The following is a 13,991-nucleotide window of genomic DNA, read 5'->3' as shown; positions in this document are numbered from 1 at the left end:
GCGCCTCGAAGGACGAGGCGGGCGTTCTGCGTGGATGCTCGCCGGGCGTCACGGCGCTGGCCGCATCCGGCTGGCGGCGATGCTATGCCGCATTCAAGACGCCGTGCGCGACACCTCGGCCGAAACCGCTCTGAGATGGGCGGCAAGCTCGACGCGGTTGCGGCCGGCGCGCTTGGCGGCATAAAGCGCCTTATCGGCGGCACTCAGCATGGTGTCGAAATCCAGTGGCTGCGAGCGGCCGGGCGCAACGCCGACGCTCACTGTGCATCTCAACACCTCACCGTCGATCGGAATCTCTCGCGCCTCGAAGGCCCTGCGGATCCGCTCAGCCGTCAGTTCGGCCCGGCCTGGCATGACTTCTTTCAGCACCAGCGCAAATTCTTCGCCCCCGAGCCTCGCGGCGGTATCGCCAGGGCGGCAATTGGCGGCGAGTTCCTCGGCGAAGACGGTGATCACGCGGTCGCCGCTCGCATGGCCATAGCGGTCGTTGACGGATTTGAAATGGTCGATATCGAAGACGATGACGGCGGTGGTCGTGCCCATCGAGCCCTTCCCGTATTGGTCGAAGACGGCGCGGCGGTTGAGCAGGCCGGTGAGCGGATCGGTGATCGCCTCGAGCCGGTGGCGGGCGGCCAGACGCCATTGGTGCAGCGCCAGCGACAGCGCGCCGATCCCGGTCATGCCGGCGATGCAGACGGCAAGACTCAGATCCTCGGCCCAGTTGCTGGGCGCTGCGCCCAGCACCAGCTTGCCGTCGGCAATCAACACGGCGGCACAGAGCACGAAGGAGATCGCCGTGGCGGTATAGAGTGCGGCAATGCCGAGGATCGGTGCCGGCGCCTCGGCGCGGGCGAGCCAATATTGCCGGGCGGTGGCAAAGAGCATGAGCGCGATGGCAAGATTGTCTGAGATGAAGGCCAGGCCGTCATAACCCGCCAGCATCGGCACGACGGAAGAGATCATCGCAGCCAGCGCGCGCATAGCAATGGCCGGGATCGACAGCCGACCGGCGAGGAACTGTTTGCCGGCGCCCCAGATGGTGGCAAAGCCGGCATGGAACAGGACGAAGCTGCCAATGGCGAAGGCTACTTCCGGTCGGTTGACATAGGCGCTGTAGACGAAGATCCCGCTGACGACGAGGACGAGGCCGATGGTGGCGGTCAGCAGCACGGTTTCGGTCCGGCGGACCAGCCAGCTGCCCATCAGGGTCACGGCAAGGCATGCCGCGGAGACACCGAGCGCCAGCAGGAGGGAGTTATAGTCAAGCGTCATGCTTTTCAGTCTCCGCAGCTGTCGTCGCGCCGGAATATGGGCAACGGGTAGGGTCGACGAGGACTTTCTTATGCATCCGTTAACAAATGATGCACCGCACAATGAAAATGTTACGCGTCTAACGTCGCGGAAAAAAATTAGATGAATTTTCGATTTTAAATTGAAATCGGGGCGCCTACGCCTGCGGCATCACCTGCCAATGCAGGGGAAACATCGGATCGAAGACGGTGACCGACCCGGCGCCTGTTTCAATCTTCGCGGGAAAGACGACCGGGTCGGTCTGCCGTGAGAGCGTGATGCGCTCGTCGTTTGGCTGAAGCCCATACCAAGCCGGCCCGTTCAGCGACGCGAAGGCTTCGAGTTTGTCCAGCGCGCCCTCGTCCTCGAAGACATGGGCGAGGCAGCTCATCGTGTTGATCGAGGTGTAGATGCCGGCGCAGCCGCAGGCGCATTCCTTCAGGGGATCGACATGCGGGGCCGAATCGGTGCCGAGGAAGAAGCGGGGGTTACCGCTCACGGCGGCGGCGCGCAGCGCCAGGCGGTGGTTCTCGCGCTTGGCGACCGGCAGGCAGTAATAATGCGGGCGGATGCCGCCGACCAGGATGGCGTTGCGGTTGATGATCAGATGGTGGGTGGTGATCGAGCCGGCCAGATTGGCCTCGGCGGCCTTGATGTAATCGATGCCGTCTGCTGTCGTCACATGCTCCATCGTCACCCTCAGCTCGGGCAGGCGCCGGCGCAGCGGATCGAGCACGGTGTCGATGAAGACGGCCTCGCGGTCGAAGATATCGACCTCAGGCGTCGTCACTTCGCCGTGGACGCAGAGCGGCAGGCCGATCTTCGCCATGCGCTCCAGCACCGGCATCGCCTTTTCCATGTCGCGCACCCCACCATGCGAATTGGTGGTGGCGCCGGCCGGATAAAGCTTGACGGCGGTGATGAGGCCGGTTTTCGCCCCCGCCTCGACATCGTCAGCGCTGGTATGCTCGGTGAGATAGAGCGTCATCAGCGGCTGAAAACGGTGGCCGGCCGGCAGGGCCCTGAGGATGCGCTCGCGATAGGCGCTGGCGTCTGACGTGGTGACGACCGGCGGCACCAGATTGGGCATGATGATGGCGCGGGCGAAGGTGCGGCTCGTATCGGCGATCACGCCCTCCAGCATGGCGCCGTCGCGCAGATGCAAGTGCCAGTCGTCAGGACGGCGGATGGTGATCGATTGCATGGCAGGCCTCCGAAGCGATGCGTCTGCGGCCTCGATAGCACTAAAGTGCGGCGCATTGAAATCGATTCGTGCGCCGATTACGCCAGCGCGATCTCCAGCGTCACATCGGCCGGGCGGCGGTTTTCGAGGATCAGCCTTCCGTTCGGCAGGTCATTGCCATAGACCTTGGCGCTGGCCGCCTCTTCGCTGAGATTATAGCCGCGCCAGCGTTCCCAGAGGCGCTCCTCGAGCACCTCGATCGGCGGCGCCAGCATGATGGTGAAATCGAAGATGCCGTCGAGCTCGGCCCATTTTCCCTGCGTGAACAGCAGATAATTGCCTTCGACGATGATGAACCGGTCCTTGGGATCGATCGGCCGGGCCGAGGCGATGGCGAGTTCGCGCGAGCGGTCGAAGACCGGCACCAAAACCTCCTGATCGGCCGGCCTGACGGCCCGGACGATGTCGAGGAAGCCGCGGACATCGAATGTTTCGGGAATGCCCTTGCGGGCCAAAAGGCCGCGTTCGATTAGGATGGCATTGTCCATGTGGAAGCCGTCCATCGGCAGGACCGCAGCGCTCTCGCCTTTGGCCTTCAGCGCTGCCGCCAGATTGTCGGCCATGGTCGATTTGCCCGAACCAGGCGGTCCGGCGATGCCGATCAGGAAACGCCTGCTATCGCCGGCGCGGCTAAGAACCTCGCCGGCGATTTCGTCGATGCGTGCACTCATGCCGCAACGGGCTCCGTCGGCACCGCCTTGGCGCCGGTCATGAAGGCGACGGCGTCCGACATGGTGTATTCCTTCGGATTAATCACCGTCAGGCGCCGGCCGAGGCGGTGAATATGGATCCGGTCGGCCACCTCGAAGACATGCGGCATGTTGTGCGAGATCAGCACGATCGGCAGGCCACGGGCCCGCACATCGAGGATCAGTTCCAGCACCTTGCGGCTCTCCTTGACGCCGAGAGCGGCTGTCGGCTCGTCCATGATGATGACCTTCGAGCCGAAGGCGGCGGCGCGCGCGACGGCGACACCCTGGCGTTGGCCGCCCGACAGCGTCTCCACCGCCTGGTTGATGTTCTGGATGGTCATCAGGCCGAGTTCGGAAAGCTTGTTGCGGGCCAGCTTTTCCATCGCCGGCCGGTCGAGCATGCGGAACAGCGAGCCGAGCGGGCCCTTTTTGCGGATCTCGCGGCCGAGGAACATGTTGTCGGCGATGGAGAGTGCCGGCGACAGAGCGAGGTTCTGGTAGACGGTCTCGATGCCGGCCTCGCGCGCTTCCATCGGCGAGCGGAAATGCACCGGTCGGCCTTCGAGCGTGATCACCCCCTCATCGGGCGTGACGGCGCCTGAAATCGCCTTGATCAGCGAGGACTTGCCGGCGCCGTTATCGCCGATAACGGCAAGGATTTCGCCTGGATAGAGGTCGAAATCGGCATTGTCGAGCGCGGTCACACGTCCATAGCGCTTGACGAGACCGCGGGCAGTGAGAATGGGTTCGACAGCCATGATTACACCGAAACCTTTCTGATCCACTGATCGATGGCGACGGCGGCGATGATCAGCACGCCTGTCAAGAGGACTTTCCATTGCGGATCGGCGCCGAGCATGTTGAGGCCCATCGACACGACGCCGACGATCATGGCGCCGAAGAGGGTGCCGAGAATGGAACCGCGGCCGCCGAAGAGCGAGATGCCGCCAATCACGGTCGCGGTGATCGCCTGCAGGTTATAATCGGTCACCGCCGAGGACGGCGAGATCGAGCCGTTGCGGCCGATCGACACCCATGCGGCGAAGGCGGCGATGACGCCCGAAATCGTGTAGACGGTGAGCAGCACCTTCTTCGTCTGGATACCGGAAAGCTTCGCCGCTTCCGGATCGTCGCCGACGGCATAGACATGCCGGCCCCAGGCGGTGTGGTTGAGCACATACCAGAGCAGCAGCACGAGCAGCACCATGGCGATGACGCCGAGGGTGAGCACGGCGCTGCCGAGCTTGAAGCTCGCGGCAAAAAGATGCAGCAGCGGCGCCTGTTCGTCGACGTCGGTGTCGCGGATCGTCTCATTGGCGGAATAGATGAAATTCGTCGCCATGACGATGTTCCAGGTGCCGAGCGTGACGATGAAGGGCGGCAGCTTCATGAAGGCGACAAGGGCACCGTTCAGCAGGCCGCACAGGCCGCCGACCAGCAGGCCTCCAATCACCGCGATCGGCGTCGGTATGCCGTAGGTGATCGCGACATTGCCCATGATGACGGCCGAGATCACCATGATGACGCCGATCGAAAGATCGATGCCGGCCGTCAGGATGACCAGCGTCTGGGCGGCGCCGAGTATGCCGACGATGGCGATCTGCTGCAGGATCAGCGTCAACGTATACGACGAGAAGAAACGTCCGCCGAGCGCCATCCCGAAAATGATGATCGCCAATACCAATACGATCAGCGGCACGGCGGCCGGTGTCGAGTGCAGAAAATGCTGGGCGCGCTTTATCAGCGGGACGCTCTGGTGCTCGAAGGAGGCGACGTTCTTGTCGCTGCCGTCGAGGACGCGTTCGAATTCCTGTGCTCCGGTCATGGTTCCTCCTCCGCATCCGCGCGCCGAACCCGCGCGGAGGCCGTCACTCCTGTTCATCCGTTCGTTGCTTAGCCGGTGGAGCGACGGCACATCGTCCGTCCAAAACGGCCGGGGATCAAGCCCCGGCCGTTCTCTGTTTCAATAGATCGGGCTCAGCCCCAGCACTTGTCGGTGCCTTCCTTGGTGTCGATCGACTTGACGCCGGAAACCGGCTTGTCGGTGACGAGCGAGACGCCGGTGTCGAAGAAGGACTTGCCTTCGGTCGGCTTCGGCTTTTCACCCGAGTCGGCGAACTTCTTGATCGCCTCGATGCCGAGCGACGCCATCAGCAGCGGATATTGCTGCGAGGTGGCGCCGATGACGCCTTCCTTGACCGACTTGACGCCGGGGCAGCCGCCGTCAACCGAGACGATCAGCACGTTCTTTTCCATGCCGACGGCCTTCAGCGCCTGGTAGGCGCCGACAGCGGCCGGCTCGTTGATCGTGTGAATGACGTTGATGCTCGGATCCTTTTGCAGAAGGTTTTCCATGGCCTTACGGCCGCCTTCCTCGTTGCCGTTGGTCACGTCGTGGCCGACGATGCGCTTGTCGTCTTCGTCGCCGATCTTGTCCGGGTTCTTCGGGTCGATGCCGAAGCCGATCATGAAGCCCTGGTCACGCAGGACGTCGACCGTCGGCTGCGACGGCGTCAGATCGAGGAAGCCGACCTTGGCATCCTTGGCCTTGTCGCCGAGGGTTTCCTTGGCCCACTGGCCGATCAGCTTGCCGGCGAGCAGGTTGTCGGTGGCGAAGGTGGCGTCGGCGGCATCGGCCGGCTCGAGCGGCGTGTCGAGCGCGATGACCAGCAGGCCGGCGTCGCGGGCCTTCTTGACCGCAGGCACGATGCCCTTGGTGTCGGAGGCGGTCAGCAGGATGCCCTTTGCGCCGTCGGCGATGCAGCTTTCAATCGCTGCGACCTGGCTTTCGCTGTCACCGTCGATCTTGCCGGCATAGGACTTCAGCGAAACGCCGAGTTCCTTGGCCTTGGCCGTCGCACCTTCCTTCATCTTGACGAAGAAGGGGTTGGTGTCGGTCTTGGTGATGAGGCAGGCGGAAACGTCAGCCGCCATCGCCGGAGCGGAAAAAGCGACACCGAGCGCGAGCGCGCCGAAAGCGAGAACTGATTTCTTCATGAACTCCTCCCAGAGTTTGCCGGCGCCGCCCGTGCGGGCCGGAATTTTCGAGATGTGACACTTCGCTTCGGTCGCTGCCGCTTCCGAAGCCGTCCGTGCCCTTGACGCTGGCAATTAAGAGGGAAAGAAATCGGCTTGTCAATAAATAAATCCAATTGAATTATTAATTCGATGTGGCATGCTCAATTGAATTAGGGTGTACAGCGAGCGCCGCGGGTCTCAGACGGAAGGAGGCTGTACCGCTTTGAGTTGCTGCATGTTTTTCAAATCGCCTTCGATGAGGAGAAGGAGGCGAACGCTCGGGAGGAGCGGCCATGTCGTCTTTGGATGGACCGGAACATACGCCGGTCCCGCCGCCAATTCTAAATCCGGCCGGCGGTGCGAACCAGGTCAGGGTGCGCGCCTATAACGAACGGCTCGTGCTGTCGCTGGTGCGCCTTTACGGCGCGCTGTCGAAGGCCGATATCGCGCGCCGCAGCGGGCTTTCGGCCCAGACCGTCTCGGTCATCATGCGGGTGCTGGAAAAGGAAGGGCTGCTGTCGCGCGGGGCGCCGGTGCGCGGCCGTGTCGGCCAGCCGTCGATCCCGATGCATCTCAACCCTGATGCCGTCTATTCCTTCGGCCTGAAGATGGGCCGGCGCAGCGCCGATCTGGTGCTGATGGATTTCGTCGGCCGCATCCGCATGCAGCTGCACCAGACCTATGCCTATCCGCTGCCGGATGAAATCCTCGCCTTCGTCACCGCAGGCATCGAGGAGATCGAAAGCCAGCTCGACGACAAGCAGCGCAGCCGCATTGCCGGCCTCGGCATCGCCGCCCCCTTCGAGCTGTGGAACTGGGCCGAAGAGGTCGGCGCGCCGCCGGGCGCCATGGAGGTTTGGCGGGATGTCGACCTGCAGGCCGATATCGCCGCGCGCGTTTCCCATCCCGTTTTCCTGCAGAACGATGCGACCAGCGCCTGCGGCGCCGAGCTCGTCTTCGGCGTCGGCCCCTCCTATCCGGACTTTGTCTACTTCTTCATCGGCTCCTTCATAGGCGGCGGCATCGTGTTGAATTCGGCGATCTTTTCCGGCCGCACCGGCACGGCCGGCGCCATCGGGCCGCTGCCGGTGCGCGACAGGAACGGCGAAACGAAGCAACTGCTCGAAATCGCCTCGATCTTCGTTCTGGAAAACATGCTGCGCGAGCGCGGCATCGATCCTGAGCCGCTCTGGTATTCGGCCGACGACTGGGTGGATTTCGGCGAGCCGATGGAAATCTGGATCCAGGATACCGCCAAGGCGCTGGCGCAGGCGATCGTCGCCGCCGCCTCGATCGTCGACTTCAGCGCCGCCGTCATCGATGGCGGCTTTCCTCATTGGGTGCGCAGCCGCGTCGTGCAGGCGACGATCGACGAGGCCGCCAAACTCGACCTGCAGGGCGTCGTCATGCCCGAAATCATCGAGGGCGCGGTCGGCGCGCAGGCCCGCGCCATCGGCGGCGCCAGCCTGCCGATCTTTTCGCGTTACCTCACAGACCAGAACGTACTCTTCAAGGAGATAGACCATGCTGAAGGGACTTGATCCGCTTCTGAGCCCGGAATTGCTCGCAACACTGCGGGCCATGGGCCACGGCGACGAGATCGCGATCGTCGACGGCAATTATCCCGGTGTCGAAGATGCCCGCCGGCTGATCCGGCTCGACGGCCACCACCTCATTCCGGTGCTCAACGCCGTGCTCAGCGTGCTGCCGATCGACGATTTCGTGCCCGAGGCGATCTTCCGCTCGACCGTCAAGGCCGAGCGCGACAAGCTCGATCCCGTGCATGAGGAGATGATCGACTGCTGCGCCCGCCACGAGCCGCACCGCCAGGTGGTGCCGCTCGTCGGCCAGGATTTCTATGGCCGGGTGCGGGCCGCCCACGCGCTGATCCAGACCAGCGAACCCAGGCTCTATGCCAACATCATCCTGCGCAAGGGCGTCATCTATCCGAAGGAGCCGGGCACGCAGGCGGCCGAGGTCGATCCGTTCGTCTACTGATCGGGAAAAAGTTGCCGCAGATGGCACCGCGCGAAAAAAAAGCGCGGTGCCATCTGCGTGCAGTGCGTCTCCATCACAACGGCTGCCTTTCCGCCAACATTAATGATCATGACATCGGCCAAGGATATCTGCTGGGCAGACCGGCGCCGATTGAGGAGATCACCGCACGTCAAGTCGACAGAGGGATTCTGCGGCGTCGTTGACGGGACTATGCCTTCGTTTATCGGGGCCGAAGAAGAGTTGCCGCTTTTCCATCGAACTCTGTGCAGATTGCGTAGGATGCCGGCACCTGCGCCCCGGAATGCCGTCTCCGCTCCGCCTTCGATCCTGAGGTGCCTCGAAGGGGCCTTCGACGGATGAGGGCTGAGCGGCCTGCTATGTGGCTGCCGGCCATCGGTGTCCTGACGAGCCACGGACGGGGAACATTCCTGCGATGGGTCGGTTAGTCGGCATCCAACCAGGAGGATGCCAATGTATCACCATGTAAAGAAGCTCATGTATACCGTTCGGGTTGACGAACCTGATCCAAAATTCGGCAATATGCTGCTTGAGCAGTTCGGTGGCGCAAACGGCGAACTTGCCGCAGCCATGCAATACTCTATTCAAGGTTTGAATTGCGAGGATCCCAGTCGCAAGGACCTCCTGATGGACATCGGAACCGAAGAACTCAGCCACCTCGAGATCGTCGGGACTCTTGCGAGGATGCATCTCAAGCCGCTGAAGTCAGTCAGAGAGGAGGCGGAAGCCGACCCGCTGATCGCCATCGCAGGCGGCGGTGGGGTGAACCTTTTCAATTCGATGGGAAACCCCTGGACTGCCGATTATCTGAAAATAACGGGCGAGTTGGATGTGGATCTGCGAAGCAATATAGCCGCGGAGGCCCGTGCCAAGATCGTCTACGAACGCTTGATCGACTTCTGCCGCGATCCGGGGACAAAGGATGCGCTGCAGTTCCTGATGACCAGGGAGATCACCCACATGCGTGCTTTCGCCCTGGCCCTCGAAAGCATGGGCAAGCCGCCGCTGAGCGTCGGCAGGATTGCGCCGACTGCAGGACTCGTCGATCAGTTCTTCAACGATTCCACGGGTCGAGGGGATTTAGGTGAGGTTGACGCCCGCGGTCCATGGAATGAGGGAGAACCTTGGGAATTTGTGGAGGCGCCCGCCTTCCAGGATCTCCCGGGAGCCGAAAACGGGGGAACGGCGATCCGCGCTGAGAGCGCCTCCCCTGAAGGAGCGGAAGCGATTCAGGAAGTCCTCGTGGATGAACTCCGTGACCTGCTCCACGCGGAAAAACAGCTGTTGAAAGCGCTTCCCAAGATGCAGAAAGCCGCGCGCACTCAGCAGCTGCAGACCTTGCTGCGCAACCATCTTGCCGAGACGGAGGGGCAGGTCGAGCGTTTGAACGAATGTCTGCGCATCCTTGGCACCTCGGCTCGCGCCAAGCCATGCAAGGGCATGGCCGGCCTGATTGAGGAAGGCGAGGAAGTGATGGCGGAAGGCAAGAAAAAGGAAGACGCTCCCGCTGATCTGGCTTTGATCGGAGCGGCGCTGCGGGTCGAGCACTACGAGATCGCCGCCTACACCACCGCTCGCAATATGGCACTTCAACTTGCGCAACCGGCGGTCGCTCAATTGCTAACACTGTCGCTGGGTGAAGAGCAGAATGCCGGCCAGTTGCTGGATCAGGTTGCCCAACCCCTGATGTCGGCGGCGAGAATGCCAAGGAGCGTCCTTCTGACAGTTTAAATATCCCGGTAAGCCCAGATGATCTCGCGGTGACGACGCAAGAGCGTCAGTTGAGGCTCCTCACTGCATCAGTGGTGAACGCACGCGGTTGTCGGGCCGCGGCAGCGCATGTCGTGGAGCGCTTTGGAATATACCTAGACGCGGGACATTTTGCATCGGGATGCGGTACGTCGGTGAGTGCCGCCGAGTGGCCGTTCTCCTCGTCGATCGGCGCCGAAAAGCGGACAAAACCGCCGGCTCAAATCTCCCCCGCCGATGGCCCCCAGACATCCGTGAGCGCAAAACCTGCGGGATGCGGATCGAAGGGGTCGAGCGCCACCTGGGTCAGGCCGAAGGTGAAGCCGCGGCCGGTGATGGTGGGGATGACCGCCGGGCGGCCGGCGACCTCGGTCACCGCCTGCAGGCCGACCTCGAACTGCGATCCGATGATCGATTTCGAGGTGAAGACGTCGCCGAGTTTCGCCCTGCCGCGGGCATGGAGCGCGGCGAGATTGGCGGAATTGCCGGTGCCGCAGGGCGAGCGGTCGGCCCGGCCCGGCCACATGGTGGTGCAGGTGCGCACCGTGCCGTCGGCCTCGGTATCGCGAAACATGACATAGGCGACGCCCGAGATTGCCGGGATTTCGGGATGGACGACCTTGATGTCGCGGTTGATCAGTTCCTTGAGGATCATGCCGGCCTGGACGAGGCCGGCCGCATTGGCCTTCTCGATCGTGAGATTGATCTGGTCGACATCGACGAGGGCATAGAAGATGCCGCCGTAGCAGAGATCGGCCTTGATCTTGCCCCAATGCGGCGTGTCGATCTCGACATCGAGTTCATGCACGAAGGACGGCACCATGGTGAGCCGGACTTTTTCGCAGCGCCCGTCGCGGCAGGTCGCGGTCGCCTTGACGAGGCCGGCTGCCGTTTCCAGTGTGACGATTGTCTCCGGCTCCTGCATCTCGACGATTCCGGCTTCGAGCAGCGCCGTCGTCACACAGATCGAGTTCGAGCCGGAGCTCGCATGCGCCTGGTCGGGCTGCAGGATGATGAAGGCGGCGTCCGCTTCCGGATGCCTTGCCGGCAGCAGCAGGTTGACCGAGCCGATCGGAGCGCCGCGCGGCTCCAGGCAGAGGAAGCGGCGAAGCTCGTCGCCCTTCGGATCGGTGTTCAGCCAATGCAGCTGGGCGGCGATCGTATCGCCCGGTATCTTCGGCACGCCGCCGATCGCGACGCGGCCGATCTCGCCTTCGGCATGAACATCCAGTAGCTGGATCGTGCGTTTCCATCTCATATCGAAAACTCCGGTTCCGAGATAACGATTCTCATTCAGTATCGGTCGATGCGGAACGGGCGGATGTCGACCGGCGGCTCAATGCCGCTCACCATATCGCCGATCAGCCGCGCTGTCGTCGCGGCATAGGTCAGGCCGAGATGGCCGTGCCCGGTCGCATAGAAGACCCCCGACATTTTCGACGACGGCGAAATGATCGGGATCGTATCGGGCAGCGCCGGGCGATGGCCCATCCAATCCGTCGCCTCCTCAAGCTTCAGCCCGGGCAGCGCCCGCTGAGCGTGGCGCACGAGCACGCGCGGGCGGCGGAAGTCGGGCGCGGCATCGAGCCCGGCGAGCTCGACATTGCCACCGACACGGATGCCGCCGGCCGTCGGCGTCACCATGAAGGCGCGCGCCGGCCAGATCACCGAATAGCGCATGGAAATACCCGGCTTCATGATCTGGGTGTGATAGCCGCGCTCGGTTTCGAGCGGGATCGGCTCGCCGAGCTTTTCGGCCAGAAAGCGGGTGTGGACACCGGCGGCGAGCACGACGGAATCGGCCTCGAGGCGGCCGCCATCTTCCAAGAGAACGACGACGGCGCCATCGCCCTTGCGCTCGATGTTCCTGACAGCGCCGGAGACACAGGACGCGCCCGCGGCCTTGGCCGCCTCGGCCAATTTGACCACCAGACTATAGGGATCGCGGATCGACTTGTTGTCGGGCAGCAGCACGGCCTTGGCGACGGCAGGCGAAAGGGCCGGCTCATGATATTGGATGGCGCCGTTGCTCAAGACTTCGAATTCGAGGCCGTAGCGCTGCATCATGGCGAGGTGGCCGCGGTCGGCGGCAAATTCCGCTTCCGTCTCGTAGATCGCCAGACACCCCTCCTCCGTCATCAGCTCGGAGGCGCCGATCGCCTGGAGCATCTCCCTGAAATCGCCGAGCGCGCGCTGCGACAGGCTCATGCCGGCATCCTCGATTTCTCTGAGGCGCGACGGGCGGCCGGCGGCGAGGAAGCGCAGGAACCAGGGCAGCATTTTTGCCGCATAGGAGGGGCGCAGCCAGACCGGGCCTTCGGGATCGAGCAGCCAGCCGGGCATTTTCTTCCAGGTCGAAGGGCCCGACCCGGCGGCGAAATCGAGCGCGATGCTCGCCATGTTGCCGAAAGAGGTGCCGCGTCCCGGCTCGCCTTTGTCGACCAGCGTCACTTGATTGCCACGCCGCTGCAATTCGAAAGCAATGGAGGCGCCGACCACCCCCGCGCCGACCACAACAACCCTCTTCTTCGTCTCTTCAGCCATGCCATCAACCCAACCGCACGGCAGACAAGACCGCCGCTTCGCCAACGTGATATATCAGATCGGCGATGATTGCCTACGGAATTTTCACTGGCTTTCTGGCAGGCCGGCGCCGACGCTGTCACCCACCGATCCGACGGTATTATTCACCGACTGGCCGAGACGCTTCAGCTGGGCGTCGTAATTGCGCCTCGTGCGCGGATCGAAGATGGCGATCGGCGTGCTGACGGCGACGCCGACGGCACTTCCGGCGGTCTGGGCAGCGCCCATCGCGACGGCGCCGACGGCCTCGCCGAGGCCGACATTGGAATCGGTGATCGTCTGGCCGGCGATCAGCCGGTCGCCGATCAGCTTCACCACTTCCGGGCTTTCGGCGAATTTGCCGTGGTTCAGCCGGTCGCCGCCCTTGAGCTTGGTGAGATCGAGCACGGTGATCCCGGCCGCTTCGAGCTTGCTGCGATAGGGCTCGGCCGAGGGGTCGATCTGGCCGAGGCGATCGATATTGCCGGAGATGCGCCGCGACAAGGCGAGCGCCCGGTCGTCCTGCGAGACGAAGATGGTGAAATGCGGCTTGTCCTTGCCAAGGCTTGCGAACTGGCGGCCGAAGACGTCGACATCGAGATCCGGCGAGGCGAGGATGACATTGTTGATCTTGCCGGCGACCTCACCATTGCGGATCGCCATCTGCCTGAGCGCTTCGACGGTGAGCCAGGTGCCCATCGAATGCGCCATGATGGTGATGTCGGCGACGGCGGGATTGGCGGCGGTCCGGGTCAGCAGCTCCTCCAGCGCGTCGCGGGAATAGTTGGTGCTTTCCTTGTCGTAATTGTAATCGAAGATGCTGGCGCGCGAGGGCCAGGTGAAAACGACAGGTGCGACGTCGGCATGCGAATCATGAACGATCTGGGCGAAGCGGTAGACGGCATCCTCGTAACGATTGTTGAAACCGTGCACGAAGACCAGAACGCGGCGGCTTTTCGGCATATGGGTCTTCAGCCAGCGCTCGCCCGCCCGCTCGCCTTCCAGCGGATCGACGGACACGGTGACGAAATCGCGCAAGGGGTCTGCCGGCAGCCGCTTTGGCCATTGCACCTGGCCGACCTTGCGATTGGCATCCGGTGGAATGGAGACATCGACGGCATTGACGGTGAGCCCGGTGCCGCGTTCGCCGGAGAAAAGCACGGCGGGATTGTCATCGGCAGCCCGCGTCGTCGCCACCAAGAGATCGACCTTCGAGGTGCCCGGCGGCACCGCACCGGCCGCCTGCATGACGCCGACCGGCCTGCCGCCGCAGCCGGCGAGCACAAGCGTTGCAACCAGAAGACCTGTCAGGGCCGCATGCGGGGCGCGCCATTTGCCGATCATGACCGAACTCCAACCGGTGCGCGCACCGGACAGAGGGGCGCCCGTTCAAATAGTCCGACGACGCTTGCCGAGTCAAA

At 63.3% G+C, this 13,991-nt stretch carries 12 protein-coding genes; 3 read left to right on the top strand and 9 right to left on the bottom strand.

Features of this window, described 5'->3' with window-relative positions; genetic code table 11:
• Positions 1 to 93: 93 nt before the first annotated feature.
• The 6 genes from J2J99_RS02520 to J2J99_RS02495 all read right to left on the bottom strand — a co-directional run bounded on the left by J2J99_RS02520 (position 94) and on the right by J2J99_RS02495 (position 6,222).
• The gene (locus tag J2J99_RS02520; RefSeq protein WP_168295230.1) at positions 94 to 1,272 is read right to left on the bottom strand and encodes a GGDEF domain-containing protein; all 1,179 of its coding nucleotides are present in this window, start codon (positions 1,270 to 1,272) and stop codon (positions 94 to 96) included.
• A gap of 175 nt (positions 1,273 to 1,447) precedes the next feature.
• Positions 1,448 to 2,494, bottom strand: a complete 1,047-nt coding sequence (gene pyrC / locus J2J99_RS02515; protein ID WP_168295231.1) for a dihydroorotase — start codon at positions 2,492 to 2,494, stop codon at positions 1,448 to 1,450.
• Between the two features lie 77 nt (positions 2,495 to 2,571).
• The gene (locus J2J99_RS02510; RefSeq protein ID WP_168295232.1) at positions 2,572 to 3,204 is read right to left on the bottom strand and encodes a nucleoside triphosphate hydrolase; all 633 of its coding nucleotides are present in this window, start codon (positions 3,202 to 3,204) and stop codon (positions 2,572 to 2,574) included.
• Entirely contained in the window at positions 3,201 to 3,983 is a 783-nt protein-coding gene (locus J2J99_RS02505; protein ID WP_168295233.1) for an ATP-binding cassette domain-containing protein, read from the bottom strand. Before J2J99_RS02505 ends, J2J99_RS02510 begins: the two co-directional genes overlap by 4 nt.
• Before the next feature lie 2 nt (positions 3,984 to 3,985).
• Positions 3,986 to 5,050 (bottom strand): ABC transporter permease, encoded by a 1,065-nt coding sequence (locus J2J99_RS02500; RefSeq protein ID WP_168295234.1) that lies wholly within the window; start codon positions 5,048 to 5,050, stop codon positions 3,986 to 3,988.
• A 152-nt stretch (positions 5,051 to 5,202) separates the two neighbouring features.
• Complete coding sequence (locus J2J99_RS02495) at positions 5,203 to 6,222, bottom strand: sugar ABC transporter substrate-binding protein (protein WP_168295235.1); 1,020 nt, start codon at positions 6,220 to 6,222, stop codon at positions 5,203 to 5,205.
• A 314-nt stretch (positions 6,223 to 6,536) separates the two neighbouring features.
• On the opposite strand from J2J99_RS02495, the gene J2J99_RS02490 reads away from it, so the two are divergent.
• The 3 genes from J2J99_RS02490 (at position 6,537) to J2J99_RS02480 (ending at position 9,990) form a co-directional block, all read left to right on the top strand.
• Entirely contained in the window at positions 6,537 to 7,784 is a 1,248-nt protein-coding gene (locus tag J2J99_RS02490) for an ROK family transcriptional regulator (protein ID WP_168295236.1), read from the top strand.
• Positions 7,768 to 8,241 (top strand): RbsD/FucU family protein, encoded by a 474-nt coding sequence (locus J2J99_RS02485; RefSeq protein WP_168295237.1) that lies wholly within the window; start codon positions 7,768 to 7,770, stop codon positions 8,239 to 8,241. The genes J2J99_RS02490 and J2J99_RS02485 overlap by 17 nt, the downstream gene beginning before the upstream one ends.
• A 471-nt stretch (positions 8,242 to 8,712) precedes the next feature.
• Positions 8,713 to 9,990 carry a DUF892 family protein gene (locus tag J2J99_RS02480; protein ID WP_168295238.1) on the top strand — a complete coding sequence of 426 codons (1,278 nt, stop codon included), beginning with the start codon at positions 8,713 to 8,715 and terminating at the stop codon, positions 9,988 to 9,990.
• Positions 9,991 to 10,228: 238 nt separating this feature from the next.
• Here the strand turns inward: J2J99_RS02480 and J2J99_RS02475 are convergent, their stop codons facing one another.
• The 3 genes from J2J99_RS02475 to J2J99_RS02465 all read right to left on the bottom strand — a co-directional run bounded on the left by J2J99_RS02475 (position 10,229) and on the right by J2J99_RS02465 (position 13,914).
• On the bottom strand, positions 10,229 to 11,266 hold the full coding sequence (locus J2J99_RS02475) for a proline racemase family protein (protein WP_168295239.1): 1,038 nt from the start codon (positions 11,264 to 11,266) through the stop codon (positions 10,229 to 10,231).
• A gap of 35 nt (positions 11,267 to 11,301) precedes the next feature.
• Complete coding sequence (locus J2J99_RS02470) at positions 11,302 to 12,552, bottom strand: NAD(P)/FAD-dependent oxidoreductase (protein WP_168295240.1); 1,251 nt, start codon at positions 12,550 to 12,552, stop codon at positions 11,302 to 11,304.
• 84 nt (positions 12,553 to 12,636) lie between these two features.
• Positions 12,637 to 13,914 carry an alpha/beta hydrolase gene (locus J2J99_RS02465; RefSeq protein ID WP_168295241.1) on the bottom strand — a complete coding sequence of 426 codons (1,278 nt, stop codon included), beginning with the start codon at positions 13,912 to 13,914 and terminating at the stop codon, positions 12,637 to 12,639.
• Between the last annotated feature and the right edge of the window lie 77 nt (positions 13,915 to 13,991).

It is taken from the genome of Rhizobium binae (assembly GCF_017357225.1).
GTDB lineage: Bacteria > Pseudomonadota > Alphaproteobacteria > Rhizobiales > Rhizobiaceae > Rhizobium > Rhizobium binae.
The sequence above is the reverse complement of the archived record's forward strand: the minus strand, read 5'-3'. Positions and strand labels throughout refer to the sequence as shown.

Excerpts from the sequence above, each read along its gene's own strand:
- J2J99_RS02505 (WP_168295233.1), bottom strand. The coding sequence starts at position 3,983 with ATGGCTGTCGAACCCATTCTCACTGCCCGCGGTCTCGTCAAGCGCTAT.
- pyrC (WP_168295231.1), bottom strand. The coding sequence starts at position 2,494 with ATGCAATCGATCACCATCCGCCGTCCTGACGACTGGCACTTGCATCTG.
- J2J99_RS02475 (WP_168295239.1), bottom strand. The coding sequence starts at position 11,266 with ATGAGATGGAAACGCACGATCCAGCTACTGGATGTTCATGCCGAAGGC.
- J2J99_RS02470 (WP_168295240.1), bottom strand. The coding sequence starts at position 12,552 with ATGGCTGAAGAGACGAAGAAGAGGGTTGTTGTGGTCGGCGCGGGGGTG.
- J2J99_RS02495 (WP_168295235.1), bottom strand. The coding sequence starts at position 6,222 with ATGAAGAAATCAGTTCTCGCTTTCGGCGCGCTCGCGCTCGGTGTCGCT.
- J2J99_RS02500 (WP_168295234.1), bottom strand. The coding sequence starts at position 5,050 with ATGACCGGAGCACAGGAATTCGAACGCGTCCTCGACGGCAGCGACAAG.
- J2J99_RS02520 (WP_168295230.1), bottom strand. The coding sequence starts at position 1,272 with ATGACGCTTGACTATAACTCCCTCCTGCTGGCGCTCGGTGTCTCCGCG.
- J2J99_RS02510 (WP_168295232.1), bottom strand. The coding sequence starts at position 3,204 with ATGAGTGCACGCATCGACGAAATCGCCGGCGAGGTTCTTAGCCGCGCC.
- J2J99_RS02485 (WP_168295237.1), top strand. The coding sequence starts at position 7,768 with ATGCTGAAGGGACTTGATCCGCTTCTGAGCCCGGAATTGCTCGCAACA.
- J2J99_RS02480 (WP_168295238.1), top strand. The coding sequence starts at position 8,713 with ATGTATCACCATGTAAAGAAGCTCATGTATACCGTTCGGGTTGACGAA.
- J2J99_RS02465 (WP_168295241.1), bottom strand. The coding sequence starts at position 13,914 with ATGATCGGCAAATGGCGCGCCCCGCATGCGGCCCTGACAGGTCTTCTG.
- J2J99_RS02490 (WP_168295236.1), top strand. The coding sequence starts at position 6,537 with ATGTCGTCTTTGGATGGACCGGAACATACGCCGGTCCCGCCGCCAATT.